This window comes from Pseudomonas sp. Pseusp49, from assembly GCF_059491875.1.
Map to the genome: position 1 here is coordinate 404025 of NZ_CP168514.1, position 26804 is coordinate 430828.

A 26804-nucleotide genomic window follows, 5' to 3' on the forward strand; every position below is an offset into this window, starting at 1 on the left:
GCGACCGTACCCAGGCAGGGACAGCGGGTGGCTATTTGACGCGCCACAATACACAGACTGTATGCGATTGCCAGAACCCTGGGGAAGCTGTGCTAAAGTCAGCGTCCTTTTCATCGACATTCGCGTGATATGACCGACTCCAGTCTCTCCGCAAGCCCATCGAGCTTGAAAATCTACTTCCGTCTGCTCGGCTATGTCCGGCCGTATATCAGCCTGTTCCTGATCAGCATCGTCGGTTTTCTGATTTTCGCTTCGACGCAGCCAATGCTGGGCTACATCCTCAAGTACTTCGTCGACGGTCTATCCAATCCTGAAGCGGCGCTGTTTCCAACAGTGCCCTACCTGCGCGACCTGCAACTGCTGCAGGCGGTGCCGTTGCTGATCATCCTGATCGCCGCATGGCAGGGGCTGGGGTCGTACCTGGGCAACTACTTCCTGGCCAAGGTTTCCCTGGGCCTGGTCCATGACTTGCGGGTCCAGCTGTTCAACAACCTGCTGGTGTTGCCGAACCGTTATTTCGACAAGCATAACTCGGGGCACCTGATTTCACGCATCACCTTCAACGTGACCATGGTCACGGGGGCGGCAACAGATGCGATCAAGGTCGTAATTCGTGAAGGCATGACAGTGATCTTCCTGTTTGCCTCACTCTTGTTCATGAATTGGCGCCTGACGCTGGTGATGGTCGCCATCCTGCCGCTGATTGCCATCATGGTGCGCACGGCCAGCAAGAAATTCCGCAAGCAGAGCAAGAAAATCCAGCTGGCCATGGGAGACGTGACGCACGTGGCGTCCGAAACGATCCAGGGCTATCGCGTGGTGCGCAGCTTCGGCGGTGAAAAGTACGAAGAGAAACGCTTCTTCGACGCCAGCCAGGGCAATACCGACAAGCAATTGCGCATGACCCGCACCGGCGCCATCTATACGCCGCTGCTGCAACTGGTGATCTACACCGCCATGGCCGTGCTGATGTTCCTGGTGCTGTTCCTGCGTGGCGATGCGTCCGCCGGCGACATGGTGGCCTACATCACCCTGGCCGGCCTGCTGCCCAAGCCGATTCGCCAGCTGTCCGAAGTGAGCTCGACCATCCAGAAAGGTGTGGCCGGTGCTGAAAGTATCTTCGAGCAACTGGATGTCGAGCCTGAAGTCGATACCGGCACCGTCGAGCGTGATGTCGTCAACGGCCGCCTGGACGTGCGCAACCTCAGCTTTACCTACCCTGACACCGAGCGTCAGGTGCTCAATGACATCAGTTTCTCGGTCGAACCCGGGCAAATGGTGGCGCTGGTGGGGCGTTCGGGCAGCGGCAAGTCGACCCTGGCCAACCTGATTCCGCGTTTCTATCACCACGACAAGGGCGAAATCCTCATCGATGGCGTCGAAGTGGAACAGTACAAGCTGTTGAACCTGCGTCGGCATATCGCCCAGGTGACTCAGCACGTGACTCTGTTCAGCGACACGGTGGCCAACAACATCGCCTATGGCGACCTGGCCGGGGCGCCCCGTGAAGACATCGAAAAAGCGGCGAAAGATGCCTACGCAATGGACTTCATTGCTCAACTGCCCGAAGGCCTGGATACCCAGGTCGGGGAAAACGGCGTGCTGTTGTCCGGTGGCCAGCGTCAGCGCCTGGCGATTGCCCGGGCGCTGTTGAAGAATGCCCCGCTGCTGATTCTCGACGAGGCGACTTCGGCACTCGACACCGAGTCCGAGCGGCATATCCAGGCTGCCCTGGATCAGGTCATGAAAGGTCGCACCACACTGGTGATCGCTCACCGTTTGTCGACCATCGAGAAGGCCGACCTGATCCTGGTCATGGATCAGGGGAAAATCGTCGAGCGTGGCACCCACGAGCAACTGCTGGCGCAAAACGGCTACTACTCGCGCCTCAACGCGATGGGCCTCGACGCCCCGGCCGAAGACATCGCCTGACCCCGAAAGGGCGAGCCTGGCTCGCCCTTTCGCGCGGGTGTCGTTGCCTGGCGGCTCTTTTGCTCAAAAAATGAGCAAAAACACCCGGCAAATCATCCCGTTGCAGCCACCGCACAAGCCGACACCAACCCTGTGTTAATATCGCGCCCCTGTTCATTCTGTATGTGGGTTGCACCATGAAGTTGTCCATGCCGCGATTCGATCAAGCCCCTGTCTTGGTGGTCGGCGATGTCATGCTCGACCGTTACTGGCATGGTGGTACCTCACGGATTTCCCCTGAGGCGCCGGTGCCGGTGGTCAAGGTCGATCACATCGAGGACCGTCCGGGTGGCGCTGCCAACGTTGCCTTGAACATTGCCGCCCTGGGGGCTCCGGCTTCGCTGGTCGGTGTAACCGGTGACGATGAAGCCGCCAATAGCCTGGTCAACAGCCTCAAGGGCGCTGGCGTGCGCGCCATCTTCCAGCGCATTGCGCACCAGCCGACCATCGTCAAGCTGCGGGTCATGAGTCGTCACCAGCAACTGCTGCGGATCGATTTCGAAGAACCCTTCGCCACCGACGCGCTGGCGCTGGCCGCGCAGGTCGACGAGTTGCTCGAAGGCATCAAGGTGCTGGTGCTGTCCGACTACGGCAAAGGCGCACTGAAAAATCACCAGGCGCTGATCCAGGCCGCCCGGGCCCGTGGCATTCCGGTGCTGGCCGATCCAAAGGGCAAGGACTTTTCGATCTACCGTGGCGCCAGCCTGATCACGCCGAACCTCAGCGAATTCGAAACCATCGTCGGTGGTTGCGCCGATGAACACGAGCTGGTCAACAAGGGCGCGCAGCTGATGCACGACCTGGACCTCGGTGCCTTGCTGGTGACCCGTGGCGAACACGGCATGACTTTGCTGCGTCCGGATCATCCGGCGCTGCACTTGCCGGCCCGTGCCCGTGAAGTGTTCGACGTGACCGGTGCCGGCGATACAGTGATTTCCACCCTGGCAGCGGCGATTGCCGCCGGTGAAGAGCTGCCTCACGCCGTGGCCCTGGCCAACCTGGCGGCCGGTATCGTGGTCGGCAAGCTCGGTACGGCGGCCATCAGTGCTCCGGAACTGCGTCGCGCGATTCAGCGCGCGGAGGGCTCCGAGCGCGGTGTGCTGGGTCTTGAGCAGCTGTTGCTGGCGGTCGATGATGCGCGTGCGCATAACGAGCGGATCGTGTTCACCAACGGTTGCTTCGACATCCTGCATGCCGGCCACGTGACCTATCTGGAACAGGCGCGGGCCCAGGGCGATCGTCTGATCGTCGCGATCAACGACGATGCATCGGTCAGCCGCCTGAAAGGGCCGGGCCGTCCGATCAACAGTGTCGACCGGCGCATGGCGGTGCTGGCCGGGTTGGGCGCGGTGGACTGGGTCATCAGTTTCCCGGAAGGCACCCCGGAAAACCTGCTGAGCGCGATCAAGCCGGACGTGCTGGTCAAGGGTGGCGACTACGGAATCGACCAGGTGGTTGGCGCGGACATCGTGACGGCCTACGGCGGTACCGTGAAAGTGTTGGGGCTGGTGGAAAACAGCTCGACCACGGCGATTGTCGAGAAGATCCGCAAGTCCGAATGAAGCCGTAAAAGATCGCAGCCTGCGGCAGCTCCTACAGGGTTATATGTATACCTGTGTAGGAGCTGCCGCAGGCTGCGATCTTTTGCTTTTAAGAGCTGACCTTCTTGCGCGGTACAATCTTCTTCAGCAGCAGCTTGGCCTTCCCGCGTAACCGCGCCAAACCCGAATCCTTCCCCGGCGGGGTCAACCCCTGCTGCCTCACCCAGTCCTTCCAGCGGATTCGTTCATCGCGCACCAGCCAGCCTTCCTGTCGGGCAAAACTCTCGGCCAGGTACAGGCCGCGCGTGCTGGCCGGGTGCAGTTGATCCTTTTTCAAGGTGTAGAGCTCAGCCATCGGGTGGCCGTCCTGCAAGGGCATCAAGTACAGGTCGGGGCGCTTGCGATCGAGACGGGCGACGAGTTGATCGCCTTCCAGCCTTTCATCGACATGGAACAGGCTCAGGGATTTGGCTTCCTTGGGAACGTCCAGGCGCAGGTCGTAAATCAGTTGCAGCGACGCCGTCGGCAAATGCACGTAAGCCCGCGGACGCTCCATCAACGTCAGGTTGGCGCAACGCACCGGCCGCGCCGAACCGGACAGTGGCGACAAGCGAAACGGCAGGGCTTCGCGGTAATGCAGGGCGGCCGAGTAGGGCGCCGGCAGCCAGGTGTCATTGAACCGGCCACCGAGCCAGCCTTCCGGAGTTTCCAGCAGGCATTCCTCGGCAATCTCCTGGATCGCCGTGTGCAGGGGGAGGTTCAGTTCGTGGGCCGGCACGTAACCGGAGATCAGCTTGAGCACCACGTCGCCACGGTCCTGCCGACGCTGACGCACCAGCACCCAGTAGTCGCGATTCTGCCAATGCAGGGTCAGGCGCACCGAGACCCCGAGATTGGCCAGTTCCAGGGCAAATCGTTCGCTGTCGCCCACCGTGACCGGCCGACGACGTTGCAGTGTCTGGGAGAAATTCAGCGGCCTGCCGACGCTCTGGTAGCTCAGGCCTTCAGGAGTCGCTTCGACGAATAACGGCAGGGTCTTGAAGTTGCTCGGGTTCTTTCTGATGAGCGTGCGCGACATTTCGGCTCCTGCTTAAGGCCGCGTGAGCGGCGTCAGTGGCTACGTAGGACCTGGGCAACGGTCGCGACATTGTGGGCGAGGTGCAGCGGATTGATGGTACCGACAATAGCACTGGCAACGCCCGGATATTCAAACAGCAACTCGAAACTGGCGCGCACCGGGTCCACGCCAGGACTCAGGCATACGTGACCGCTGGCGAGGGCTTTCTTGACCAGAATGGCTTTGCCGTGTGCAGCAGCATAGTCAATGACGGCCTTCTCGTTTTGTTCGTTCAGATTGTAGGTGACCATCGCGCAGTCGCCTTGCTCCAGCGCCTTCAATCCGCCTTCGACGGTCTTGCCGGAAAACCCGAAGCCGCCAATCTTGCCTTCGGCCTTGAGTTCGGCGAGGGTTTCGTAGACTTCGCAGTCATTGAGGATCGCCAGGTCGTTGCCATCGGAGTGCACCAGCACCAGATCGATGAAGTCCGTTTCCAGGCGTTGCAGGCTGCGCTCTACCGACATGCGCGTGTGTGCCGCGCTGAAATCGTGACGGGACTGGCCGTCGGCAAATTCTTCACCCACCTTGCTGACAATCACCCAATCCTGACGCTGGCCGCGCAGCAACGGGCCGAGGCGTTCTTCGCTGCGGCCATAGGCCGGGGCCGTGTCGATCAGGTTGATGCCCAGGTCGCGGGCAAGCTTGAGCAGCATGCGCGCTTCATCGTCATCGGGAATCCGGAAGCCGCTGGGGTATTTCACCCCTTGGTCGCGGCCCAGTTTCACCGTGCCCAGGCCCAGGGGTGAAACCAGCAGGCCGCTGCTGCCCAGGGGGCGATGCAAGTCATGCAGGGTCGGTTGGCTCATGGCAACAGTTGCTCCCAGGCCGGTATGCCCATCGGCGGCTTCGGCAGTACAGGCAGCGCTGCCGGGTGGCCTGGCTGGATACCGTCGCGGGTCAGGCTGGCGATCACGCGGTCAGCGAAGTCCGGCGCCAGGGCGAGTTTGGTTGGCCAGCCCACCAGCAGCCGGCCTTCTTCTGCGAGAAACGCATTGTCGGGGCGGGTCAGGCCCGATTGCAGAGGTTCGGCGCGATCAACGCGCAGGGTGGCCCACTGCACCGTGCTCAAGTCGATCCACGGCAGCAACTGGCCGAGTTCTTTCTGTGCGGTGGCGATTTGCTCAGCAGGCTCACGGAGCACGCCTTCGCTTTCGGCGATGTCGCCACCCATGTACCAGACCCATTGACCGTCGGCGGCCGGGTGGGTGGTGACGGTAATGCGCGGTTTGGTGCCGCCGCCCAGGCAGTGGGCGTACAGCGGTTTGAGGCTCGGCCCCTTGGCGATGATCATGTGCAGCGGTCGACGCTGCATCGCCGGCTCGCTGAGGCCCAGTGCTTCGAGCAGTTGCGCTGTGCCCGCGCCGGCGCTCAAGACGATGCGCTGGGCGCGGATCTCGCGCTCATCGACGATCAGGCCGACCAGCTTGCCACCCTCCAGCAGCGGTTCGATCTTCTGCCCGGCGAGCAAGCCGTCACCGGCGAGGTCGGCGAGGCGCTGGATCAGGCTCGGCACATCGATCACCAGTTCCGCCAGGCGATAGACCTTGCCCTTGAAGCGCTTGTCCTGCAACGCGGGCGGTAACTGGTCGCCCTTGACCTGATCGACGCGACCGCGCACGGCCTTGCTGGCGAAGAAGCTGGTCAGGTTGCCGGCAAGGGTGCCGGGGGACCACAGGTAATGGGCTTCGGAGAGCAGGCGCACACCCGACAGGTCCAGCTCGCCGTCACCGGCCAGGGCTTCACGCCAGCGGCGCGGCATATCGGCGATGGCTTCCGAAGCGCCGGTCAGGGCTCCGTGCAATGCGTACTTGGCACCACCGTGGATAATGCCCTGGGACTTCACGGTCTGTCCGCCGCCGAGGCTGGCGCTTTCCACCAGCACGGTCGAAAAACCCTGGCGGCGCAGGCGCGCGTTCAGCCAGAGGCCGGCGACACCAGCGCCGACAATCAGAACGTCGGTGGAAATAACGGATGGCATGCAGCGACCTCTGTGTTCAAGACGAGGGCGCAGTATACAGAGCTGAGACGGGAAAAAAGATCGCAGCCTTCGGCAGCGTGCTCCTGTAGGAGCTGCCGAAGGCTGCGATCTTTTCTTTCAGTGCCCCGCGGTTTTGGAAAAGAGTTGAATCACCACAACCCCCAGCACAATCAACGCCATCCCCAGCATCGCCGGCACATCCAGCTTCTGCCCGTAGATAAACAGCGCCGCGACGCTGACCATCACGATCCCCATGCCGGCCCACACGGCATACGCCACACCCACCGGAACGCTGCGCACCACCAGGGTCAGCATCCAGAAGGCAATGCCGTAGCCAAGGATGACCAGCACCAGTGGCAGCGGGGTGCTGAGGCCTTTGACCGCTTTCATCGAAACAGTGGCAATCACTTCGGCGCAGATGGCAATGGCCAGGTAGTAGTAAGCGGTCATGGGTCAATCCTCGTGTGAAGTGTTGCTCTCTGAGGTCGGCATTCTAGTGATTCGCCAGATGCGGTAAAGTCATTACCTATCTGTTTTGAAGATGGGTTGAGCCATGAGCATGCAGTGGAATCTGGAGCAACTGCGGTTGTTTGTCAGCGTAGCGGAGCAGCGATCGTTTTCTGCCGTGGCGCGGGATCAGCGCAAGGCGCAGTCGGCGGTCAGCAGTGCGATAGCGTTGCTGGAGGATGACCTTGGCGTCAGCCTGTTCGACCGCAGCAGCGGCCGTCAGCCGAAGCTCACTGAAGCCGGTACCGCGTTGCTGGAGGAAGCACGGGAAGTGTTGCGTCAGTGTGAGCGACTCAATGGCCGGGCGTTGGCGATGATGCGCGGTCAGGAGGCCCGACTGCGTGTGGCGCAGGATGAGGCGATGCCTTATCAGCCGATCATCGAAAGCTTCGAGGCCCTGGCGGAAAAATTCCCCAGCCTTGAAGTGCAACTGACCAGTGCCGCCCAGGGTGATGTCGCGCGCAAGCTGGTGGAGCGGCGCGCCGATCTGGGGTTGCTGTTCTTCCACGATCAGATTCCCGAGGCGCTTGAGCGTCGTGTGCTGGGCAGCGTGGAAATGGTCACGGTGTGCGGCAAGGATCATCCGTTGGCGGGCAAAGGCACGGTGGACGGCCAGCAATTGGCGCAGCATCGGCAGTTGCTGATGTCCACGGAGTCGAGCATTTATCCCGGCAGTGATCCCGCCAGCCCGCAAGTCTGGCGCGCCGACAGTTTCTATGTAATGGCCGAATGGCTGGTGCGCGGCCTCGGCTGGGCGTGGTTGCCGCGCCACGTGGTGCAATACCCGACCTATCAGAACCAAATGGTCGAACTGGTCAGCGAATGGACCCCGCCGGCCCTGGTGGTGGAGTTGGTATGGCGCCGGGACGAGCCGCTTGGTCCGGCCGCGCGCTGGCTCGCCGAACGTTTTGCCGTGCACTTGCAGACGATTGGCGAAAAAAGCCGATAAACTCCGCCGCCATGAATAGAACTCTCTACACCGCGCTGTTTTATCTGGGGCTGCCATTGGTAGCGATTCGGCTTTGGCTGCGCGCGCGCAAGGCGCCGGCGTATGCCAGGCGCATCGGCGAGCGCTTCTCCTGCGGGATGCCGACGATGAAACCGGGCGGGATCTGGGTGCATGCCGTGTCGGTGGGCGAAAGCATTGCCGCCGCGCCGATGATCCGCGCCTTGCTGGCGCGTTACCCGAATCTGCCGATCACCGTGACCTGCATGACGCCGACCGGTTCGGAGCGCATCCTGGCGCTGTTTGCCAATGAGCCGCGCATCCAGCACTGCTATCTGCCTTACGATTTGCCGTGCGCCGCCCGGCGCTTCCTCGATCGGGTCCGGCCAAAACTGGCGGTGATCATGGAAACCGAGCTGTGGCCCAACCATATCCATCAATGTGCCAAACGCGGGATTCCCGTAGCGCTGGCCAATGCACGACTGTCCGAGCGTTCGGCCAGGGGCTATGGTCGCTTCCGTAAATTGACCCAGCCGATGCTGGCCGAGATGAGCCTGTTCGCGGTGCAGACCGAGGCCGAAGCCCAGCGCTTCCGTGATCTGGGTGCGCGACCGGAAACCGTCGAGGTCACCGGTTCGATCAAGTTCGACCTGACCATCGACCCGCAACTGCTCGAGCGCGCCAGCCAGTTGCGCGGGCAATGGCAGGCGCTGGAGCGACCGGTGTGGATCGCGGCCAGTACCCATGATGGCGAAGACGAGGTCGTGCTGGCGGCTCATCGTCAGTTGCTGGCCAGTCACCCCGATGCGTTGCTGATTCTGGTGCCGCGTCATCCGGAACGCTTCAATTCGGTTTACGGGCTGTGCCAGCAACAAGGGTTTGCCACTGTCCGGCGCTCCAGTGGCGACGCGGTCAGTGCCGATACTTCAGTGCTGCTGGGCGACACCATGGGCGAGTTGTTGTTTCTCTACGCCCTGGCTGACAGTGCTTTCGTCGGCGGCAGCCTGGTGCCGAATGGCGGGCATAACCTGCTGGAGCCGGCGGCCCTCGCCAAACCGGTGCTGAGCGGGCCGCATCTTTTCAACTTCCTCGAAATCGCTGCGCAGTTGCGCAGTGCCGGGGCGTTGCAGGAAGTGGAGGATGCCGAAGGGTTGGCGGTGGCGGTGCAGCGGCTGTTCGAACTGCCGCGTGATGCACAGCGCATGGCAGAGGCCGGGTTGAAGGTGATGCGCGCCAACCAGGGGGCGTTGCAGCGCTTGCTGGACGGGTTGGGGCGGTTGATCGAGCGGTAGACCGAGTCGTCTGGCAGAAAAAGATCGCAGCCTGCGGCAGCTCCTACAGCAGGCTGCGATCTTTTGCTTTATTGCTCCGGCCGCGCTTTCAACTGCTCCGCTGCCGCCTTGGCCAGATCCGGTGGCAGGAAATCCTTGTCCGGGTTGTAGTTGGGATTGAGCCAGCGTGCGAGGTTTTGCAGGTCCCCCGGATTCAACGTGCCGGCCTGTTGCTTCAGGCGCAGGTTGTCGAGGATGTAGTCGTAGCGGGTGTTGTTGTAGTCGCGCACCGAGTTGTAGAGCGAGCGCTGCGCATCCAGCACGTCGACGATGTTTCGCGTACCCACCTGATAGCCGATTTCAGTCGCTTCCACCGCGCTCTGGTTGGAGATGATCGATTGCTTGCGCGCCTGTACCTGCTCGACATCGGTGTTCACCGCGCGGTGCAGGTCGCGGGTGTTTTCCACGATGCTGCGGCGCAGGGCTTCGCGTTGCTGCTCGGTCTGGTCCAGTTGTGCATACGACTGACGCACCTGGGAGTTGATCAGGCCGCCGCTGTAGATCGGGATGTTCAGTTGCAGGCCGACGGTGGTTTGATCGACGTCGCCACCGTACGCCTGGGGCAGGTTGTTCGGGTTGCTGAAGCCCAGTGCGTCGTTGTCGCCTTTCTCGTACTTGGCGATCGCATCAACCGTTGGCAAGTGCCCGGACTTGCGTTGCTTGAGGGTTTGCTCGGCGGCGCTGACGGCATAGTTGCTGGCCAGTAGATTGAGGTTCTGCCTGCCCGCGGTTTCGACCCAGGCCTTGGCGTCGTTCGGTACCGGCGGCAGGATCGGCAGGTTATGGCTGATGCCCCAGATCGAGTTGTACTGACGGTTGGTCAGGGTGATCAATGCTTCAAAGGCGTCGTCCACCTGGCGCTGCGCAACGATGCGGTTGGCGCGTGCGGTGTCGTAGCTGGCCTGTGAGTTCAATACGTCGGTCTTGTCCGAGAGGCCGACATCGAATCGTTCGTTGGATTGATCGAGCTGGCGCTTGAACGCCGCTTCTTCGGCCTTGGTCGAGGCCAGGTTGTCCTGGGTGCGCAGCACGTTGAAATAGCTGTCGGCGGTTTGCAGGATCAGGTTCTGCTCGGTCGCCGAGAGTTGCAGGGCGGCCTGTTCGTTGACTTCCTTGGCGGCCTGGAACTGGAACCAGCGGTCAGCCCGGAACAGCGGCTGCGCCAAAGTGGCCTGGTAGGAATGAGCATCGCGGTTGGTCGTGCCCGAAGGTTGATCGAGCGAGGTACGCACCTCGGAAACATTCGCGCCGCCCGAGAGGTTCGGCAACAGCCCGGCGCGGGCCTGGGGCACGACTTCCTTCTGCGCGCCGTATTGGGCGATGGCGGCCGCCAGATCGGCGTTGTTGTTGACGGCTTCCTGATAAACGCTGACAAGGTCCGTCTTGTTCGATAAGGGCGCATCTGCTGCCCAGGCCAATCCGTTGGACGCACAAGACACGGCAAGGGCCAGTGAGAGTTTGCGCAGCATAGACGATCCCTAGAATTGATATTACAAAGGTAATTTGAGCGCCAAGGCTAAGGCTCTGCTTCGACAGCGTCAATGCGCGGCTCAGCGTAGCGAGTGTAGTTGCGCATTGGGGTGGCAACAATCCTGATACTGCGTGTTAATACGCCATTCATCATGGTATTTGCCGGGGGGTTGGCGTTCTTTGCCAGTTGTGTCTAGACTGGCCGGGTTCTTGTCGGGGTGCCTTGCTATGAGGCTGAGATCGAATAATTTCGGATCCCGTTGAACCTGATCAGGTTAGCGCCTGCGTAGGGAACAAGATTTCTCGTCACCCGGCGAGTCCTCTTGTGCTTCGTCCGGGAAATTGTTCGACAATCGAACGCTCCCCGTGTGACGACGCACAGCACCAGTCCTGGTGCGTCCGTGCCTTTCAGGTTCTGCTCCGACAATCCACTGCCTGGATGCTGTCTGGAGAGCCCGTGATGACCATAAAAGCAAAAAACGCGATCAACCTCAGTGAGTCGGCCAAGGTCGATGAGCAGTCGGTTCAACCCTTTACCCGTTCGCAAAAAATCTACGTCCAGGGCTCTCGTCCGGACATCCGCGTGCCGATGCGCGAAATCACCCTGGACGTGACGCCGACTGACTTCGGTGGCGAAATCAACGCCCCGGTGACTGTCTACGATACCTCGGGTCCCTACACCGATCCCAACGTTGTGATTGACGTGCGTAAAGGCCTGGGCGACGTGCGTTCGGCGTGGATCGACGACCGTGGTGACACCGAACGCCTGAGTGGCCTGAGCTCGAACTTCGGTCAGGAGCGCCTTGCCGATCCTGAGCTGACCAAACTGCGCTTTGCCCACGTGAACAACCCGCGCCGCGCCAAGGCCGGGGCCAACGTCAGCCAGATGCACTATGCGCGCAAAGGCATCATCACTGCCGAGATGGAATACGTCGCCATCCGCGAAAACATGAAGCTGCAAGAGGCCCGCGCCGCCGGTCTGTTGAAGCAACAGCACGCCGGCCACAGTTTCGGCGCGAGCATCCCGAAAGAAATCACCCCTGAATTCGTCCGCGAAGAAATCGCCCGCGGCCGCGCGATCATCCCGGCCAACATCAACCACACCGAACTGGAACCGATGATCATCGGCCGTAACTTCCTGGTGAAGATCAACGGCAACATCGGCAACAGCGCCCTGGGTTCGTCCATCGAAGAAGAAGTGGCGAAACTGACCTGGGGCATTCGCTGGGGTTCGGACACGGTCATGGATCTGTCCACCGGCAAGCACATCCACGAAACCCGTGAGTGGATCATCCGCAACTCGCCGGTACCGATCGGTACGGTACCGATCTACCAGGCGCTGGAGAAGGTCAACGGCGTGGCCGAAGACCTGACCTGGGAGCTGTTCCGCGACACGCTGATCGAGCAGGCCGAGCAGGGCGTCGACTACTTCACCATCCACGCCGGCGTGTTGCTGCGCTACGTACCGATGACCGCCAAGCGCGTGACCGGCATCGTGTCCCGTGGCGGTTCGATCATGGCCAAGTGGTGCCTGGCGCACCACAAAGAGAACTTCCTCTACACCCACTTCGACGAAATCTGCGAAATCATGAAGGCCTACGACGTCAGCTTCTCGCTGGGCGACGGCCTGCGTCCGGGTTCGATTGCCGACGCCAACGACGAAGCGCAGTTCGGCGAACTGGAAACCCTCGGCGAGCTGACCAAGATTGCCTGGAAACACGACGTGCAGTGCATGATCGAAGGTCCGGGCCACGTGCCGATGCAGTTGATCAAGGAGAACATGGACAAGCAGCTGGAGTGCTGCGACGAGGCGCCGTTCTACACCCTCGGTCCGCTGACCACTGACATCGCGCCGGGCTACGACCACATCACCTCGGGCATCGGTGCGGCGATGATCGGCTGGTTCGGTTGCGCCATGCTCTGCTACGTGACGCCGAAGGAGCACCTGGGGCTGCCGAACAAGGATGACGTGAAGACCGGCATCATCACCTACAAGATCGCCGCGCACGCCGCCGATCTGGCGAAGGGGCACCCGGGCGCACAGATCCGCGACAATGCCTTGAGCAAGGCGCGTTTCGAGTTCCGCTGGGAAGATCAGTTCAACCTGGGCCTCGATCCGGACACCGCGCGCTCGTATCACGACGAAACCCTGCCGAAGGATTCGGCCAAGGTCGCGCACTTCTGCTCGATGTGCGGGCCGAAGTTTTGCTCGATGAAAATCACCCAGGAAGTGCGCGAGTATGCGGCCAACCAACGGATCGAAGCGGTCGACGTGGACGTCGCCCAAGGCATGGCCGAACAGGCCGAGCGCTTCAAGCAGGAAGGCAGTCAGCTGTACAAGAAGGTTTGATCTGAGCCCCACCGTGGATTTGTGAACACGCCCTCCCTGTAGGAGCTGCCGCAGGCTGCGATCTTTTGACTTTGTCTTGAAGATCAAAAGATCGCAGCCTGCGGCAGCTCCTACAGTTCCGTGTGGGAGCCAGCCTGCTGGCGATTGATCAACACAACAACAAATGTCCCTCTGAGATAACACCCTTGAGCATTCAACCCAGCACTTACTCCCCCGACATCGCGGTGCCAACCGACAAACGTGTGTTCGGCGGTCGCGATCTGTTTTCCCTGTGGTTCTCCCTCGGCATCGGCCTGATGGTGTTGCAGACCGGCGCGTTGCTCGCGCCGGGCCTGGGCCTGTCTGGTTCGTTGCTGGCGATTTTCCTCGGCACCCTGGTCGGCGTTCTGCTGCTGGCGGCGGTCGGGGTGATTGGCAGTGACACCGGCCTGTCGTCGATGGCCGCGCTCAAGCTCAGCCTCGGTGCCAAGGGGGCGAGCCTGCCGGCAGTGCTGAACCTGCTGCAACTGATCGGTTGGGGTTCGTTCGAAATCATTGTCATGCGCGATGCCGCCAGCCTGTTGGGCGCGAAGGCCTTCAGCGAAGGCAGCCTGCTGTCCAATCCGCTGCTCTGGACCCTGTTCTTCGGCGCCCTGGCGACCCTGTTGGCGGTCAGTGGCCCGCTGACTTTCGTCCGGCAGATCCTGCGCAAGTGGGGTATCTGGCTGCTGCTGGCCGCGTGCATCTGGCTGACCTGGAACCTGTTCGCCAAGGCTGACCTGGCTGCATTGTGGGCCCAGGCCGGTGACGGTTCGATGCCGTTCGCCGTGGGTTTCGACATCGCCATTGCCATGCCGCTTTCCTGGCTGCCGCTGATCGCCGATTACTCGCGGTTCGGCAAACGGGCGAAAAACGTCTTCGGTGGCACCGCCATCGGATTCTTCATCGGTAACTTCTGGCTGATGAGCCTGGGCGTGGCCTACACCCTGGCATTCGCGCCGAGCGGTGAAGTCAATGCCTTGCTGCTGGCGCTGGCCGGGGCCGGCCTGGGGATTCCGCTGCTGCTGATTCTTCTGGATGAATCGGAAAACGCCTTTGCCGATATTCACTCGGCGGCGGTGTCCAGCGGGATTCTGTTGCGTGCCAAAGTCGAGCATCTGGCCCTGGCCATCGGCGTTATCTGCACGCTGATTGCCCTGCTGGCGCCATTGGCCCAGTACCAGAACTTCCTGCTGCTGATCGGTTCGGTGTTTGCGCCGTTGTTCGGCGTAGTGCTGGTGGACCACTTCATCCTGCGCAAGCGCAGTGGCCAGGTGGCTTCAGCCGCTTTGCGCTGGCCGGCGCTGCTGGCCTGGCTGGGTGGGATCAGCACTTACCATCTGCTCGCCAACCTGTATCCGGACGTGGGTGCGACCCTGCCGGCGCTGGTCCTGGCAGGGTTGCTGCAGCTGGTACTGGGCCGGGCCTTCAGTTACGGCCGGGAAACAGCTCGGGCTTGATGATGCCGTTCAGGCGAGGGTAGGGGATCTTCAGTTCGACATGGCCCAGCGCGTAAGGCGCAATGGTGCTGGTTTCGTACTTGAGGATCACCCCGCCGTAGGTCAGCGCCACGTTCTGGGTTTTCTGGAACGGCCAGCTCTTGACGAACTCCGGTTCCTGATCGAGCTTGGTGCTGATCAGCCAGCTGTTGTGCGCCACTTGCGCGGCTTTCCAGAACGCGTCTTCCTGTCCCGGCACCAACATGTCGGACAACGTCAGCACTTTATGCTGCTGGCGCGAGTAGTTGATGAAACCCCGCCCCGGCGTGCCATGGGCACCGCCGGTGTCCAGGTAGCTGGACAATTCGATGATCACCAAGCCGTCATGCTGCTCACGTACCTTCGCTTGCAGATAGCTGCTGTTGCGCGGGCCGGCGGTGCGCAAAAACTCTTCGCGATAGGCTGCCAGGGTCGGGGCGACCGGCGCGTCGGGCGAGGTGCGGGTCATTTGCAGCAGCCGTTTTTCGATGATGCCGTCCAGGGCAGGCTCGTCCGGAAAGTGCAGGGTGTCGATGTTGACCAGCGGGCATTCCGGGTTGCTGCAACCGGGCTTGAGTTGCTCGGAAGCGTCGCGGGTGGTTTCCAGCGGCGTCCGGTAGTTGGGCTGGAACAGGCTCGCGCAAGCGCCCAGGGTCAAGGCGATGGCGGCCACGGAGGCGATTTTGAAAAGCGACATGGGCGTCCTTTCTGAAACAGGGGAAGGCAAAAAGTTACCGGCTTCGACTCTCAACAAAGCAATCAGTTCGCCACTAAGCTAATTAGAGAGGGTTTCGCCTTCACCGTCCATCCCGCTGACGGGAAAGGGGCTGCATCAAACATCACGGGCGCGTTAGGATGGCGCGAAGTCGAGGCCCAGGAAGAAGGAGCCTCGTTCAGGATTCGCAGTCACGAGGATTGTCATGACGGATTTTGCCAGCGCCATTCCGACCGCCGTTGATATCGTGCGGCGCGAAAAATGCTACGAGGGCTTCTACAAGCTCGAACGCGTGCACTTGCGCCACGAATTGTTCGCCGGGGGCATGAGCCGTGAGATCAATCGTGAAGTGTTCGTTCGCCATGATGCGGTCTGCATGTTGCCTTACGATCCGCAGCGCGATGAAGTGGTGCTGATCGAGCAGTTTCGCGTCGGCGCCATGGGCAAGGCCGACAACCCTTGGCTGATCGAACTGGTCGCTGGTCTGATCGACAAGGATGAAGTGCCGGAAGCAGTTGCTCACCGCGAAGCGCAGGAGGAAGCTGGGCTGGAAATCGGGGCGCTCTGGCCGATGCTCAAATATTTTCCATCGCCGGGCGGCAGTAACGAATTCGTGCATTTGTACCTGGGGCGTTGTGACACTACCGGGGTTGGCGGCCTGCATGGGCTGGAGGAAGAGGCAGAAGACATCCGCGTCACGGTCTGGGCTTTCGAAGATGCCCTGCAAGCCGTGCGCGACGGGCGTATTGCCAACGCGGCGAGCATCATTGCCTTGCAATGGCTGGCTTTGAACCGCGTTGAAGTGAGGGGGTTATGGTCGTAAACAAGCTGCGCGATCGCTATCGGGTAGATCTGGTGGGGCTGCAAGCGTCCTGCGAGGCGAACTACGCGCGCCTGATGCGACTGCTGCCGGACATGCGCAGCGAGCCTGCCGCGCGGCGCATCGCCGTGACCCATGGCGACCAGATGCTCGGCGTGCTGGCCCTGGAGGTATTGCTGACCTGTCCTTACACCACGACCCTGCAAGTGCGCCAGGAGCACAGCCTGCCGTGGCTGCCGGTGCCGCAACTGGAAGTGCAGGTCTATCACGACGCGCGCATGGCCGAAGTGGTCAGCGCCGAACATGCACGACGCTTTCGCGGCATCTATCCTTACCCGAACGCCTCGATGCACCAGCCGGACGAAAAGGCCCAGCTGAACATGTTTCTGGGCGAATGGCTGAGCCATTGCCTGGCGCTGGGGCATGAGTACGAAGTCGTACGTTAACCGTGAAGCGCAGTTGTGAACTGCGTCAGGTTCACGGATTTCCCCTTTCGATCGTCCCCCAGCATAATTGCGGCACTTACCCATCCCCGTGATCACGCCCTGGGAGAACGCCTTGCCGAGCGTATCCACATTGACCACCGCCGATCCGGCGTTGCTGGTGCAACTCTCCGACAGCCATCTGTTTGCCGAAGCGGACGGTGCGTTGCTGGGCATGAATACCTGCGACAGCCTGCAAAAGGTCATCGAACTGGTGCGCGCGCAACAGCCGCGGATCGATTTGATCCTGGCCACGGGTGATCTGTCCCAGGACGGGACGCTGGCGTCCTACCGACAATTTCGCGAGATGACGCGCCAGCTCGATGCGCCGGCACGCTGGATTCCCGGCAATCACGATGAGCCGCAGATCATGGCCGAGGCGGCGGTGCAGAGCGCTTTGCTCGAGCCGGTGGTGGATATCGGCAACTGGCGGGTCACGATGCTCGATTCGGCGGTGCCGGGCTCGGTGCCGGGATATTTGCAGGATGAACAGCTGCAGTTGCTCGCCCGCTCGCTGAGCGAAGCGCCGGAACGCCATCATCTGGTGTGCTTCCACCATCACCCGGTGTCCATCGGTTGTGCCTGGATGGAACCGATTGGCTTGCGCAATCCCGAGGCGTTGTTCGCCGTGCTGGACCGATTCGAGCAGGTGCGCGCGGTGTTGTGGGGGCATGTGCACCAGGAAATCGATCAGAGGCGCAACGGTGTACGTTTGATCGCCTCACCCTCGACCTGCATCCAGTTCGAGCCGGGCAGCGAGGATTTCAAGGTCGGGGAACAGGCACCGGGGTATCGCTGGTTGCGACTGCTGCCCGATGGGGGGCTGGAAACCGGGGTAGAGCGGGTCACCGGGTTCGATTTCACCGTGGATTACGGCTCCAACGGCTACTGATACATCCCTTGTAGGAGCTGTCGAGTGCAACGAGGCTGCGATCTCTTGATCTTGAAAAATCAAAATCAAAAGATCGCAGCCTGCGGCAGCTCCTACAGGGATCGCATTTCATCGGCACCCAACGCGTCCGAGTCCCTGTAAACTGCGCCTTTTTACCGACGTACAGGGAACTCAAATGTCCGGTTCGATCCTTTATATCCACGGCTTCAACAGCTCGCCGTTGTCGAAGAAGGCCTGCCAGTTGATCGAGGTGATGGAACGTCTGGGCCTGAGTGAACAGTTGCGCGTTCCGGCATTGCACCATCACCCGCGCCAGGCGATTGCCCAGCTGGAGCAGGCGATCGCCGAACTGGGGCGGCCACTGCTGGTCGGCAGCTCCCTCGGCGGCTACTATGCCACTCACCTGGCCGAGCGCCATGGCTTGAAAGCCCTGTTGATCAACCCTGCCGTCAGCCCTCACCGGATGTTCGACGGCTATCTGGGGACGCAGAAAAACCTGTATACCGAAGAGGCCTGGGAATTGACCCACGACCACGTGACGGCCCTGGCCGAGCTGGAAGTGCCGGCACCCCGGGATCCGCAGCGTTATCAGGTATGGTTGCAGACAGCTGACGAAACGTTGGACTATCGTCTCGCCCAGCAGTATTACCGGGCATGCGCCTTGCGTATCCAGGCCGGTGGCGACCACAGTTTCCAGGGTTTTGCCACGCGACTGCCGGCCATGTTGAGTTTTGCCGGCATCGGCGCCGATTTGTATCAGGCAATCGATTTCAGCGCATTGTGAGCGATAGCCCCATGAATTCTTTTTTCACCGAACACTGACGACGAGACCCCATGGCCACTCCCAGCGCTAGCTCTTATAACGCCGACGCCATCGAAGTCCTCTCGGGCCTCGACCCGGTGCGCAAACGCCCCGGCATGTACACCGACACCAGTCGGCCGAACCACCTTGCCCAGGAAGTCATCGACAACAGTGTCGACGAAGCCTTGGCCGGACATGCCTCATCGGTACAGGTGATCCTGCATGCCGACCATTCCCTGGAAGTCAGCGATGACGGCCGTGGCATGCCGGTGGACATTCACCCTGAGGAAGGCGTTTCGGGCGTCGAGTTGATCCTCACCAAGCTTCATGCTGGTGGCAAGTTTTCCAACAAGAACTACCAGTTCTCCGGCGGTTTGCACGGGGTGGGTATTTCCGTGGTCAACGCCTTGTCCACCGAAGTGCGGGTGCGGGTCAAGCGTGACGGCAACGAGTACCAGATGACCTTCAAGGATGGCTACAAGGCCACCGAACTGGAGATCGTCGGCACTGTCGGCAAACGCAACACCGGCACCAGTGTGTTCTTCGCACCGGATCCGAAATACTTCGACTCCCCGAAATTCTCCATCAGCCGCCTCAAGCACGTGCTCAAGGCCAAGGCCGTGTTGTGCCCGGGGCTGCTGGTCAGTTTTGAAGACAAGGCCACCGGCGAAAAAGTCGAATGGCATTACGAAGACGGCCTGCGTTCCTACCTGGTGGACGCGGTCAGCGAATTCGAGCGCCTGCCGGACGAGCCGTTCTGCGGCAGCCTGGCCGGTAATAAGGAAGCGGTGGATTGGGCGCTGCTGTGGCTGCCTGAAGGTGGCGACGCGGTACAGGAAAGCTACGTCAACCTGATCCCGACCGCCCAGGGCGGTACCCACGTCAACGGCTTGCGCCAAGGCCTGCTCGACGCCATGCGCGAGTTCTGCGAATTCCGCAGCCTGTTGCCGCGCGGCGTGAAGCTGGCGCCGGAAGACGTCTGGGAACGCATTGCCTTCGTACTGTCGATGAAGATGCAGGAGCCGCAATTTTCCGGCCAGACAAAGGAGCGCCTGTCGTCCCGCGAAGCGGCGGCGTTCGTCTCCGGTGTGGTCAAGGATGCGTTCAGCCTGTGGCTCAATGCTCACCCGGAAACCGGCATGCTGCTGGCGGAACTGGCGATCAACAACGCCGGCCGTCGCCTCAAGGCCAGCAAGAAGGTCGAGCGCAAACGCATTACCCAGGGCCCGGCGCTGCCGGGCAAGCTGGCCGACTGTGCCGGACAGGACCCGATGCGTTCCGAGCTGTTCCTGGTGGAAGGTGATTCCGCCGGCGGCTCGGCCAAGCAGGCGCGGGACAAAGAATTCCAGGCGATCCTGCCGTTGCGCGGCAAGATCCTCAACACCTGGGAAGTCGACGGCAGCGAAGTGCTGGCCAGCCAGGAAGTGCACAACATCGCCGTCGCGATCGGTGTCGACCCGGGCGCTGCCGACATGAGCCAACTGCGCTACGGCAAGATCTGCATCCTCGCCGACGCCGACTCCGACGGTCTGCACATCGCGACCTTGCTGTGTGCCTTGTTTGTCCAGCATTTCCGCCCGCTGGTTGATGCCGGTCACGTCTACGTGGCCATGCCGCCGCTGTACCGCATCGACCTGGGCAAGGAAATCTACTACGCCCTGGATGAAGCCGAACGCGATGGCATCCTTGATCGTTTGGTAGCCGAGAAGAAGCGCGGCAAGCCGCAGGTCACCCGATTCAAAGGCCTGGGTGAAATGAACCCGCCGCAGTTGCGTGAAACCACCATGGACCCGAACACTCGGCGTCTGGTGCAGTTGACCCTGGAAGATTTCGAGGCGACCTCGGAAATGATGGACATGCTGCTGGCGAAGAAACGCGCCGGTGATCGCAAGACCTGGCTGGAGTCCAAGGGCAACCTGGCCGAGGTACTGGGCTGATGCGTCTGGGCTTTGCCCTGGCCTGTGCGTTGCTGCTGACGTCGATTACGGTATCTGCCGAGCCGGCGCCACAGCTGCGCCTGTTGTCCGGGCATGTCGTCGACAGTATGCGTGGCGGCAACCTGTCCGGGCTGGCGCAGTGCGGCAATGACCTGTGGGCAGTTTCCGACCGCGACGATGACCAGATCTATCGCCTCGATACCCGCGGACCTGCCTGGCAGGCCGAAGCGGTGCACATTGACGTGCCGCCGGTGCCCGACAGCGGCTTGCCCTGGGGGTTGAAGTCTAGTGTCTGGGGGGCTTCGTTCGTGCGTGGCGGCGATCTGGACTTCGAAGGCATCACCTGCGACAGCGCCGGCAATCGCTACATCGTCAGCGAAGGGCATGCCGCTGTCTTGCAAGTGCCGCCAACGGGGCCTGCTACCTGGTTGAAAATTTCGCCGATGATGGTTCGCGAGGCGCGGGCCAGAGGTCTGTTGCTGCAATTCAATGCGCTGTTCGAAGGGCTGGCGATCAATCCGGCGGGCGATCAGATGTGGCTCGCTGCCGAGCGTCAAGGTCGCGGGCTGTTGATGGTCAAGCGCAAACAGACGTTGTGGGATTGCGACGGTGGCTGCGTGCTGCTGAGCGAGGCGGGCATGGAAATGCAACCCGAGCAGTTTCCCCACGCCAAAGCTGTCTCGCAGGATTTCTCTGACCTGTCGCTGTTCAACGGCAAGCTGTTCACCCTTGAACGCAACGCCTATCAGATTTGTCGCCGGGATCCGCAAACGGCCAGGGTCGAGCGCTGCTGGTCCTATGCCGCGGAGTTGTTGCAGGAAAACCGTCGTTATCCACAGAACTACGGGTTGGAAGAGGCGTTGATCGTGGATGCCGATGGCGCCTGGATTGGCGTTGACAACAATTTTGGCGCCCGTGTCGATGGCGAAGTGCGTCCGGTGGTCTGGCGTTTCGCTGCGCCGGAAGGTGGCTGGAGTGCCAAGCCATGAGCCGACAAACGCCGGGGCAGCGCATCGGCCGGGTGTTCATGGTGCTGGCCTGGTGCGCAGCGCTGTTTCTGGCCACGCGGTTTTTCGGCCAGTGGGAAGCACGACAGCAAAATCCGAACGTGGTAGTCAGCTCGGAGCAGGGCGAAGGTTTCATCGAGGTGAAACTGGTCAGCAATGTGCAGGGGCATTTCGTTGCCAGCGGTCAGATCAACGGCCAGCCGGTGGACTTCATGCTCGATACCGGGGCGACCGATGTGTCGATTCCGGCGGACCTGGCCAAGCGTTTGAAGCTCGAAGAAGGATTCGGCGTGACCCTGAGTACGGCCAATGGCCTGAGCCAGGGCTATCGCACCCGTATTGAACGGCTGCAACTGGGCGACATCGTGCTGCGGGATGTGCGCGCACTGGTGGCTCCGGGGCTGCACGGCGATCAGGTGCTGCTCGGCATGAGCGCACTGAACAAACTTGAATTTACCCAGCGCGGTGGCACCATGCTGCTGCGCCAGACAACGAACCGATGAGGCCCGCATGAGCGACTCCCTTGATCTCAGCCTGGACGGTGTAGAACGCCGGTCATTGGCTGACTTCACCGAAAATGCCTACCTCAACTACTCCATGTACGTGATCATGGACCGTGCCCTGCCGCATATCGGCGACGGTCTGAAACCGGTACAGCGGCGTATCGTCTACGCCATGAGCGAGCTGGGGCTGGATGCCGATTCCAAGCACAAGAAATCGGCGCGTACCGTCGGTGACGTGCTCGGTAAATTCCACCCCCACGGCGACTCGGCCTGCTACGAAGCCATGGTCCTGATGGCCCAGCCGTTCAGCTATCGCTACACGCTGGTCGATGGCCAGGGCAACTGGGGTGCGCCGGATGATCCCAAGTCCTTCGCCGCCATGCGTTACACCGAAGCGCGGCTGTCGCGTTATTCCGAAGTGCTGCTCAGCGAGCTGGGCCAAGGCACGGCGGACTGGGGGCCGAACTTCGACGGCACGCTGGACGAGCCGCTGGTCCTGCCGGCCCGTTTGCCGAACATCCTGCTCAACGGCACCACCGGCATCGCCGTGGGCATGGCCACCGACGTGCCGCCGCACAACCTGCGCGAAGTCGCCACGGCGTGCGTGCGTTTGCTCGATGAGCCCAAGGCCACGGTCGAACAGCTCTGTGAACACATCCAGGGCCCGGACTACCCGACCGAAGCGGAAATCATCACCCCGCGCGCCGACCTGCTGAAAATCTACGAAACCGGTCGCGGTTCGGTGCGCATGCGTGCCGTGTATCACATCGAAGACGGCGACATCATCGTCACCGCGTTGCCGCATCAGGTCTCGGGCGCCAAGGTGCTGGAACAGATCGCCGCGATGATGCAGGCCAAGCCGTCCAAGGCCCCGCAAATCGCCGACCTGCGCGACGAATCCGACCATGAAAACCCGTGCCGGATCGTGATCATTCCGGGGGCGCGCAAGAACTTCGACCACGATGCGCTGATGCAACACCTGTTCGCCAGCACCGAGCTGGAGTCGAGCTACCGGGTCAACATCAACATCATCGGCCTGGACGGCAAGCCGCAGCTGAAAAACCTGCGCGCGTTGCTGGTCGAATGGCTGGAGTTCCGGGTGCAGACCGTGCGTCGTCGCCTGCAATTCCGCCTCGACAAGGTCGAGCGTCGCCTGCACCTGTTGGACGGTTTGCTGATTGCCTACCTCAATCTGGATGAAGTGATCCACATCATCCGTACCGAGGAGCATCCACGGGCCAAACTGATCGAACGCTTCGCCCTGAGCGAGATCCAGGCCGACTACATCCTCGATACCCGTTTGCGTCAGTTGGCGCGACTGGAAGAAATGAAACTGCGTGCCGAGCAGGATGAACTGCTCAAGGAACAAGCCAAGCTGCAAGCCCTGCTGAGCAGCGAAGCCAAGCTGAAAAAGCTGGTGCGCACCGAGCTGATCAAGGACGCCGAAACCTACGGTGACGACCGCCGGTCGCCTATCGTAGAGCGCGCCGAAGCCAAGGCCCTGACCGAGCACGATCTGCTGCCGAACGAGAAAGTGACGGTCGTATTGTCGGAAAAAGGCTGGATTCGTTCCGCCAAAGGCCACGAGATCGATGCCACCGGGCTTTCCTACAAGGCCGGGGACGGTTTCAAGGCGCTGGCCGCCGGGCGTTCCAACCAGTTTGCCGTGTTTATCGACTCCACCGGCCGCAGTTATTCGGTGGCCGCCCATACCTTGCCGTCGGCCCGTGGCCAGGGCGAACCGCTGACCGGCCGCCTGACGCCGCCGCCTGGAGCGAGTTTCGAATGCGTTCTGATGCCGGAAGATGACGCGTTGTACGTGATCGCCTCCGACGCCGGCTACGGTTTCGTGGTCAAGGGCGAGGACCTGCAAGCCAAGAACAAGGCGGGCAAGGCCCTGCTGAGCCTGCCGAACAACGCCAAGGTCATGCTGCCGCGCCCTGTGGCCGATCGTGAACAGAACTGGCTGGCGTCGGTGACGACCGAAGGTCGCCTGTTGATCTTCAAGATCAGCGACCTGCCACAATTAGGAAAAGGCAAAGGCAACAAGATCATCGGGATTCCCGGTGAGCGAGTGGCCAGTCGCGAAGAGTATGTGACGGACATCGCCGTATTGCCGGACGGTGCAACACTGGTGTTGCAGGCCGGGAAACGTACCTTGTCACTGAAAGCGGACGACCTCGAACACTACAAGGGTGAACGTGGCCGTCGCGGCAACAAGCTGCCGCGTGGCTTCCAGCGGGTAGATGCGCTGCTCGTCGAAAACCTCAATTAGGCGACTTAGAAGCGCCGAACTACGATTTAACCCGTAGTTCGGCGCTTTGCGCTGGAGTCGGAACGAATATTCACGGATGATATGGCCTTTCAAGCGCCGGCACTGCCGCGCGTTCTTCATATTTGTTGAGTATTTTCACTGTGATCAGCCTTTTAGCGATCACCTGGATGGGACGATGACTGCTCTGCGCCTTCCTTTTATTCTTATGCTCGCCGGCATTCTTGGCCTGGCGGGTTGCAGCGTTCACCAACCGGTGTCGTTGTATCAGCTGGACGCTGGAACCCCGGTTCAGCCTGCACAGAACGCGGGCATGGCGGTATTGTTGGGCCCGGTTACCGTGGCCGACTACCTGCAGCGCGAAACCCTGTTGCAGCGTCAGCCGGATGGCAGCTTGCAAGCATCGACCGACGGTCGTTGGGCCGGCAGCCTTTCGTCGGATATCGATCAGTTGCTGCTGCGTCAGGTCGCAGGTCACCTGGACAGCCAGCGCGTAGTGCTGGCCCCGGCAACATTGGGGTTCACCCCGGACGTTCAGGTGCTGCTGACCATCACGCGCCTGGATTCGGGTGCAAAGCAACCGGCGATCCTCGATGCCCAATGGCGCCTGATCGACCGTCGCGGGCAGGTCCGCGACAACCGCATCATCCATTTGCAGGAACAGCATGCCGGTAGTACGGCGGCTCAGGTACAGGCGCAGGGCGTGTTGCTGCAACGCCTGGCCGAGCAATTGTCGGTGGCGCTCAAGCCGCTGGCCAATCAGCCGCCGATCGCCGAAGCCCCGCGTAAAGCGCCAGCCAAGGCGCCAGCACCTGCGGTAGAACAGGAAAAGCAGCCGAAGATCCCGATGGCTGCGCCTATTCGTACGGATATGGAAGTGTTCCGCTTCTAAGCTTCGACTCAAGCTGTTCCCCCAATAAAGCCCGCCTTGTGCGGGCTTTATTGTTTCTGCCGGCTGGGGATATCTGGCGTCAGTTCCGGCCTCTTCGCTGGCAAGCCAGCTCCCACAGTGTCCGCGTCGTACACAAATTATGTGAACGCCCTTGAACCTGTGGGAGCGGGCTTGCCCGCGAAGGCGTCAGCACAGACAACAAAAAAGCCCGCAGACGATCACTCATCTGCGGGCTTCATTGTGGCCGGGCCTAAGGTTTACGCCCGGCGTTCGTGCATGCGCGCCAGTTGCCGTTCAAGCATCGATGGATACGGCTCCATCAACCGCTCCACGCAGCATGCACCTTCAGGGCTGGCAATCGGGCGGATCCGTGCGCGCTGGCGGATCAACGCGTCGTCACTGATCTTGCGCTCCACCAGCAGCAGGTTGCGGCTGTGCTGCGACAGGGCCAGGGCGTCCTGGGCAGGGTCGGTCAGCAACAGGTCGATCTGGCTCAGGCCGAACAGTTCGTCGCCCAGGGTCAGGCCCAGCTGCAATTGCAGGGTGATGCCGCTGTCCGCGACTTCGATCTGCAGCTGGTGGCCCAGGGCTCGCAGCAGCTCACCACAGCAAATGGCGTTGGTCAGGTAATCGTCGCCGCTGTCTTCGGTGTGGAACAGCATCAGCGTGCTGCCATCGTTCAAGGTCTCCACTTCGCCTTGATACAGCGATGCGGCCTGGTCGAGGCAATCGCGATAGCGCTCCAGCAGTTCTTCAAGTCGCGCCCGCGGCAGGCGTCGCAGTTGCTCCTGGGAACCTAGTTGCACCGCCAGTACCGCGCTGTGTTGCGGCACGCTCGGCGTGGCCTTGCGAATCACCGGTTGCGGGGTGCTGTCCAGCGACTCGTCGCGCAGATCGGCGAACGGGTCTTCGTCATCGTCGTCTTCGACGGTGCTGACGATCTGTCGTGGCGCTGGCTTGAGCGCCGCTACCGGGCGGCTCTCGTCGAAACTCGGATCGCGCAGGTTGCGGACTTCGAAGGTCGGGTCGGCCTCGTCATCGGCGTCGTCGAATTCCGGCTCCGGTTCCGGCACAGGGGCTGGCTCCGGGGCGAAGTTGGCGTGCAGCTGGCGCGCCAGGTCGCCGATTTCGTCCTGGCGGTCGGTGGCCGGGGTGTATTCATCGATATTGCGCAGCCACACCCGCAATTGCAGCAGGGGCGTCGAGAGATAACGCCCCATGCGCAGGCTCAGGGCCAGGGACAGGGCCAGCAGGATGGCGCTGAGGATGCCCATGCTTTGCAGGCTGATGGTCATCGGCTGCTGAAACTGGTCCATGTCCAGGCTGATGCGCAATTGCCCGGCGGTCACGTCCTGGAAGGTGATCTTGCTCTGGTACATGCCTTCGGCTTCGCCCAGCAGGCCATGCTTGGGACGTTGGCCGGATTCGGCAAGGATGCGGTTGTCCGGACTGTAGATGGCGGCGTGGGCCACCAGCTTGTTCTTGGTCAGGTTATTGAGCAGCACATTGAGGCTGAGGATGTCGTTGGACACCAACAGCTCCGTGGCCGAAGTGGCCGTCTGCGTCGTCAGGCTTTCGCCCAGCGCATCCGCCTGCTCGTGCATGGCCTGCTTGAACTGAAGGCCCATCACACCGGCATAGATGACCAGGGCCAGGGCGACCAGGATCACGTTATGGCTGGCGATGCGCAATGCAATCGGTACACGGCGGTGGCGCAGTGCCCGGAAGATCAGCAGGAAGAAGTTATCGGTTTTTACTGGCGTGGGCCGGTTCAC

22 protein-coding genes and 1 riboswitch are annotated in these 26804 nt (G+C 61.6%); of the genes, 15 read left to right on the top strand and 7 right to left on the bottom strand.

The features are described 5' to 3' along the window. Positions 1 to 129 precede the first annotated feature (129 nt). A complete protein-coding gene (msbA, locus tag ACEN83_RS01675; RefSeq protein ID WP_007977438.1) occupies positions 130 to 1932 on the top strand; it encodes a lipid A export permease/ATP-binding protein MsbA in 1803 nt (600 codons plus the stop codon). Positions 1933 to 2108: 176 nt separating this feature from the next. Beyond that, on the top strand, positions 2109 to 3533 hold the full coding sequence (gene hldE, locus ACEN83_RS01680; protein WP_116580725.1) for a bifunctional D-glycero-beta-D-manno-heptose-7-phosphate kinase/D-glycero-beta-D-manno-heptose 1-phosphate adenylyltransferase HldE: 1425 nt from the start codon (positions 2109 to 2111) through the stop codon (positions 3531 to 3533). A gap of 88 nt (positions 3534 to 3621) precedes the next feature. Here hldE and ACEN83_RS01685 read toward each other — a convergent pair whose 3' ends face one another. The 4 genes from ACEN83_RS01685 to ACEN83_RS01700 all read right to left on the bottom strand — a co-directional run bounded on the left by ACEN83_RS01685 (position 3622) and on the right by ACEN83_RS01700 (position 7057). After that, positions 3622 to 4590 (bottom strand): hypothetical protein, encoded by a 969-nt coding sequence (locus tag ACEN83_RS01685; protein ID WP_007977441.1) that lies wholly within the window; start codon positions 4588 to 4590, stop codon positions 3622 to 3624. Positions 4591 to 4622: 32 nt separating this feature from the next. Further along, positions 4623 to 5435, bottom strand: coding sequence for an aldo/keto reductase (locus tag ACEN83_RS01690; protein ID WP_495579334.1), 813 nt, complete (start codon positions 5433 to 5435; stop codon positions 4623 to 4625). Then, a complete protein-coding gene (locus ACEN83_RS01695) occupies positions 5432 to 6607 on the bottom strand; it encodes an NAD(P)/FAD-dependent oxidoreductase (RefSeq protein WP_495579335.1) in 1176 nt (391 codons plus the stop codon). The genes ACEN83_RS01690 and ACEN83_RS01695 overlap by 4 nt, the downstream gene beginning before the upstream one ends. A gap of 117 nt (positions 6608 to 6724) precedes the next feature. Next, the gene (locus tag ACEN83_RS01700) at positions 6725 to 7057 is read right to left on the bottom strand and encodes a DMT family transporter (RefSeq protein WP_007977444.1); all 333 of its coding nucleotides are present in this window, start codon (positions 7055 to 7057) and stop codon (positions 6725 to 6727) included. Between the two features lie 103 nt (positions 7058 to 7160). On the opposite strand from ACEN83_RS01700, the gene ACEN83_RS01705 reads away from it, so the two are divergent. Together ACEN83_RS01705 and waaA are read left to right on the top strand one after the other, a co-directional pair. Beyond that, on the top strand, positions 7161 to 8063 hold the full coding sequence (locus tag ACEN83_RS01705) for a LysR family transcriptional regulator (protein WP_495579336.1): 903 nt from the start codon (positions 7161 to 7163) through the stop codon (positions 8061 to 8063). A gap of 11 nt (positions 8064 to 8074) precedes the next feature. After that, positions 8075 to 9352, top strand: coding sequence for a lipid IV(A) 3-deoxy-D-manno-octulosonic acid transferase (gene waaA / locus ACEN83_RS01710; protein WP_495579337.1), 1278 nt, complete (start codon positions 8075 to 8077; stop codon positions 9350 to 9352). A gap of 68 nt (positions 9353 to 9420) precedes the next feature. Here the strand turns inward: waaA and ACEN83_RS01715 are convergent, their stop codons facing one another. After that, positions 9421 to 10860, bottom strand: a complete 1440-nt coding sequence (locus ACEN83_RS01715) for a TolC family outer membrane protein (RefSeq protein WP_495579338.1) — start codon at positions 10858 to 10860, stop codon at positions 9421 to 9423. Between the two features lie 205 nt (positions 10861 to 11065). Then, a riboswitch (TPP riboswitch) is annotated at positions 11066 to 11171 on the top strand. 150 nt (positions 11172 to 11321) lie between these two features. On the opposite strand from ACEN83_RS01715, the gene thiC reads away from it, so the two are divergent. Together thiC and cytX are read left to right on the top strand one after the other, a co-directional pair. After that, on the top strand, positions 11322 to 13211 hold the full coding sequence (thiC, locus tag ACEN83_RS01720; RefSeq protein WP_015093206.1) for a phosphomethylpyrimidine synthase ThiC: 1890 nt from the start codon (positions 11322 to 11324) through the stop codon (positions 13209 to 13211). A gap of 185 nt (positions 13212 to 13396) precedes the next feature. After that, complete coding sequence (gene cytX, locus ACEN83_RS01725; protein WP_007977456.1) at positions 13397 to 14689, top strand: putative hydroxymethylpyrimidine transporter CytX; 1293 nt, start codon at positions 13397 to 13399, stop codon at positions 14687 to 14689. Here the strand turns inward: cytX and ACEN83_RS01730 are convergent. Further along, positions 14658 to 15404: an RsiV family protein gene (locus tag ACEN83_RS01730; protein WP_104451577.1), complete on the bottom strand. Its 747-nt coding sequence runs from the start codon at positions 15402 to 15404 to the stop codon at positions 14658 to 14660. The genes cytX and ACEN83_RS01730 overlap by 32 nt on opposite strands. Before the next feature lie 223 nt (positions 15405 to 15627). On the opposite strand from ACEN83_RS01730, the gene ACEN83_RS01735 reads away from it, so the two are divergent. The 9 genes from ACEN83_RS01735 to ACEN83_RS01775 all read left to right on the top strand — a co-directional run bounded on the left by ACEN83_RS01735 (position 15628) and on the right by ACEN83_RS01775 (position 25029). Continuing rightward, entirely contained in the window at positions 15628 to 16245 is a 618-nt protein-coding gene (locus tag ACEN83_RS01735) for an NUDIX domain-containing protein (protein ID WP_495579339.1), read from the top strand. Next, a complete protein-coding gene (locus ACEN83_RS01740; RefSeq protein ID WP_007977461.1) occupies positions 16236 to 16688 on the top strand; it encodes a DUF1249 domain-containing protein in 453 nt (150 codons plus the stop codon). Before ACEN83_RS01735 ends, ACEN83_RS01740 begins: the two co-directional genes overlap by 10 nt. A gap of 112 nt (positions 16689 to 16800) precedes the next feature. Continuing rightward, positions 16801 to 17616, top strand: coding sequence for a 3',5'-cyclic-AMP phosphodiesterase (gene cpdA, locus ACEN83_RS01745; RefSeq protein ID WP_495579340.1), 816 nt, complete (start codon positions 16801 to 16803; stop codon positions 17614 to 17616). Between the two features lie 175 nt (positions 17617 to 17791). Continuing rightward, a complete protein-coding gene (locus ACEN83_RS01750; RefSeq protein ID WP_495579341.1) occupies positions 17792 to 18400 on the top strand; it encodes a YqiA/YcfP family alpha/beta fold hydrolase in 609 nt (202 codons plus the stop codon). Between the two features lie 50 nt (positions 18401 to 18450). Next, a complete protein-coding gene (gene parE, locus ACEN83_RS01755) occupies positions 18451 to 20355 on the top strand; it encodes a DNA topoisomerase IV subunit B (protein ID WP_007977465.1) in 1905 nt (634 codons plus the stop codon). Then, the gene (locus ACEN83_RS01760; RefSeq protein WP_495579342.1) at positions 20355 to 21344 is read left to right on the top strand and encodes an esterase-like activity of phytase family protein; all 990 of its coding nucleotides are present in this window, start codon (positions 20355 to 20357) and stop codon (positions 21342 to 21344) included. The genes parE and ACEN83_RS01760 overlap by 1 nt, the downstream gene beginning before the upstream one ends. After that, the gene (locus tag ACEN83_RS01765; protein WP_007977469.1) at positions 21341 to 21865 is read left to right on the top strand and encodes a retropepsin-like aspartic protease family protein; all 525 of its coding nucleotides are present in this window, start codon (positions 21341 to 21343) and stop codon (positions 21863 to 21865) included. The genes ACEN83_RS01760 and ACEN83_RS01765 overlap by 4 nt, the downstream gene beginning before the upstream one ends. Before the next feature lie 7 nt (positions 21866 to 21872). Then, entirely contained in the window at positions 21873 to 24140 is a 2268-nt protein-coding gene (parC, locus tag ACEN83_RS01770) for a DNA topoisomerase IV subunit A (protein ID WP_102698647.1), read from the top strand. A gap of 175 nt (positions 24141 to 24315) precedes the next feature. Further along, positions 24316 to 25029: a PqiC family protein gene (locus ACEN83_RS01775; protein ID WP_116580717.1), complete on the top strand. Its 714-nt coding sequence runs from the start codon at positions 24316 to 24318 to the stop codon at positions 25027 to 25029. A 257-nt stretch (positions 25030 to 25286) separates the two neighbouring features. On the opposite strand, the gene ACEN83_RS01780 is transcribed toward ACEN83_RS01775, so the two are convergent. Next, positions 25287 to 26804, bottom strand: coding sequence for an AhpA/YtjB family protein (locus tag ACEN83_RS01780; protein ID WP_495579343.1), 1518 nt, complete (start codon positions 26802 to 26804; stop codon positions 25287 to 25289).

What these genes read in the sequence shown, in the direction of transcription:
- ACEN83_RS01690 (WP_495579334.1), bottom strand. Translation starts at nt 5,435, where the DNA reads ATGAGCCAACCGACCCTGCATGACTTGCATCGCCCCCTGGGCAGCAGC.
- ACEN83_RS01750 (WP_495579341.1), top strand. Translation starts at nt 17,792, where the DNA reads ATGTCCGGTTCGATCCTTTATATCCACGGCTTCAACAGCTCGCCGTTG.
- parC (WP_102698647.1), top strand. Translation starts at nt 21,873, where the DNA reads ATGAGCGACTCCCTTGATCTCAGCCTGGACGGTGTAGAACGCCGGTCA.
- ACEN83_RS01730 (WP_104451577.1), bottom strand. Translation starts at nt 15,404, where the DNA reads ATGTCGCTTTTCAAAATCGCCTCCGTGGCCGCCATCGCCTTGACCCTG.
- waaA (WP_495579337.1), top strand. Translation starts at nt 8,075, where the DNA reads ATGAATAGAACTCTCTACACCGCGCTGTTTTATCTGGGGCTGCCATTG.
- parE (WP_007977465.1), top strand. Translation starts at nt 18,451, where the DNA reads ATGGCCACTCCCAGCGCTAGCTCTTATAACGCCGACGCCATCGAAGTC.
- ACEN83_RS01735 (WP_495579339.1), top strand. Translation starts at nt 15,628, where the DNA reads ATGACGGATTTTGCCAGCGCCATTCCGACCGCCGTTGATATCGTGCGG.
- ACEN83_RS01760 (WP_495579342.1), top strand. Translation starts at nt 20,355, where the DNA reads ATGCGTCTGGGCTTTGCCCTGGCCTGTGCGTTGCTGCTGACGTCGATT.
- ACEN83_RS01765 (WP_007977469.1), top strand. Translation starts at nt 21,341, where the DNA reads ATGAGCCGACAAACGCCGGGGCAGCGCATCGGCCGGGTGTTCATGGTG.
- thiC (WP_015093206.1), top strand. Translation starts at nt 11,322, where the DNA reads ATGACCATAAAAGCAAAAAACGCGATCAACCTCAGTGAGTCGGCCAAG.
- ACEN83_RS01715 (WP_495579338.1), bottom strand. Translation starts at nt 10,860, where the DNA reads ATGCTGCGCAAACTCTCACTGGCCCTTGCCGTGTCTTGTGCGTCCAAC.
- msbA (WP_007977438.1), top strand. Translation starts at nt 130, where the DNA reads ATGACCGACTCCAGTCTCTCCGCAAGCCCATCGAGCTTGAAAATCTAC.
- ACEN83_RS01705 (WP_495579336.1), top strand. Translation starts at nt 7,161, where the DNA reads ATGAGCATGCAGTGGAATCTGGAGCAACTGCGGTTGTTTGTCAGCGTA.
- ACEN83_RS01775 (WP_116580717.1), top strand. Translation starts at nt 24,316, where the DNA reads ATGACTGCTCTGCGCCTTCCTTTTATTCTTATGCTCGCCGGCATTCTT.
- ACEN83_RS01695 (WP_495579335.1), bottom strand. Translation starts at nt 6,607, where the DNA reads ATGCCATCCGTTATTTCCACCGACGTTCTGATTGTCGGCGCTGGTGTC.
- ACEN83_RS01700 (WP_007977444.1), bottom strand. Translation starts at nt 7,057, where the DNA reads ATGACCGCTTACTACTACCTGGCCATTGCCATCTGCGCCGAAGTGATT.
- ACEN83_RS01685 (WP_007977441.1), bottom strand. Translation starts at nt 4,590, where the DNA reads ATGTCGCGCACGCTCATCAGAAAGAACCCGAGCAACTTCAAGACCCTG.
- ACEN83_RS01740 (WP_007977461.1), top strand. Translation starts at nt 16,236, where the DNA reads ATGGTCGTAAACAAGCTGCGCGATCGCTATCGGGTAGATCTGGTGGGG.
- hldE (WP_116580725.1), top strand. Translation starts at nt 2,109, where the DNA reads ATGAAGTTGTCCATGCCGCGATTCGATCAAGCCCCTGTCTTGGTGGTC.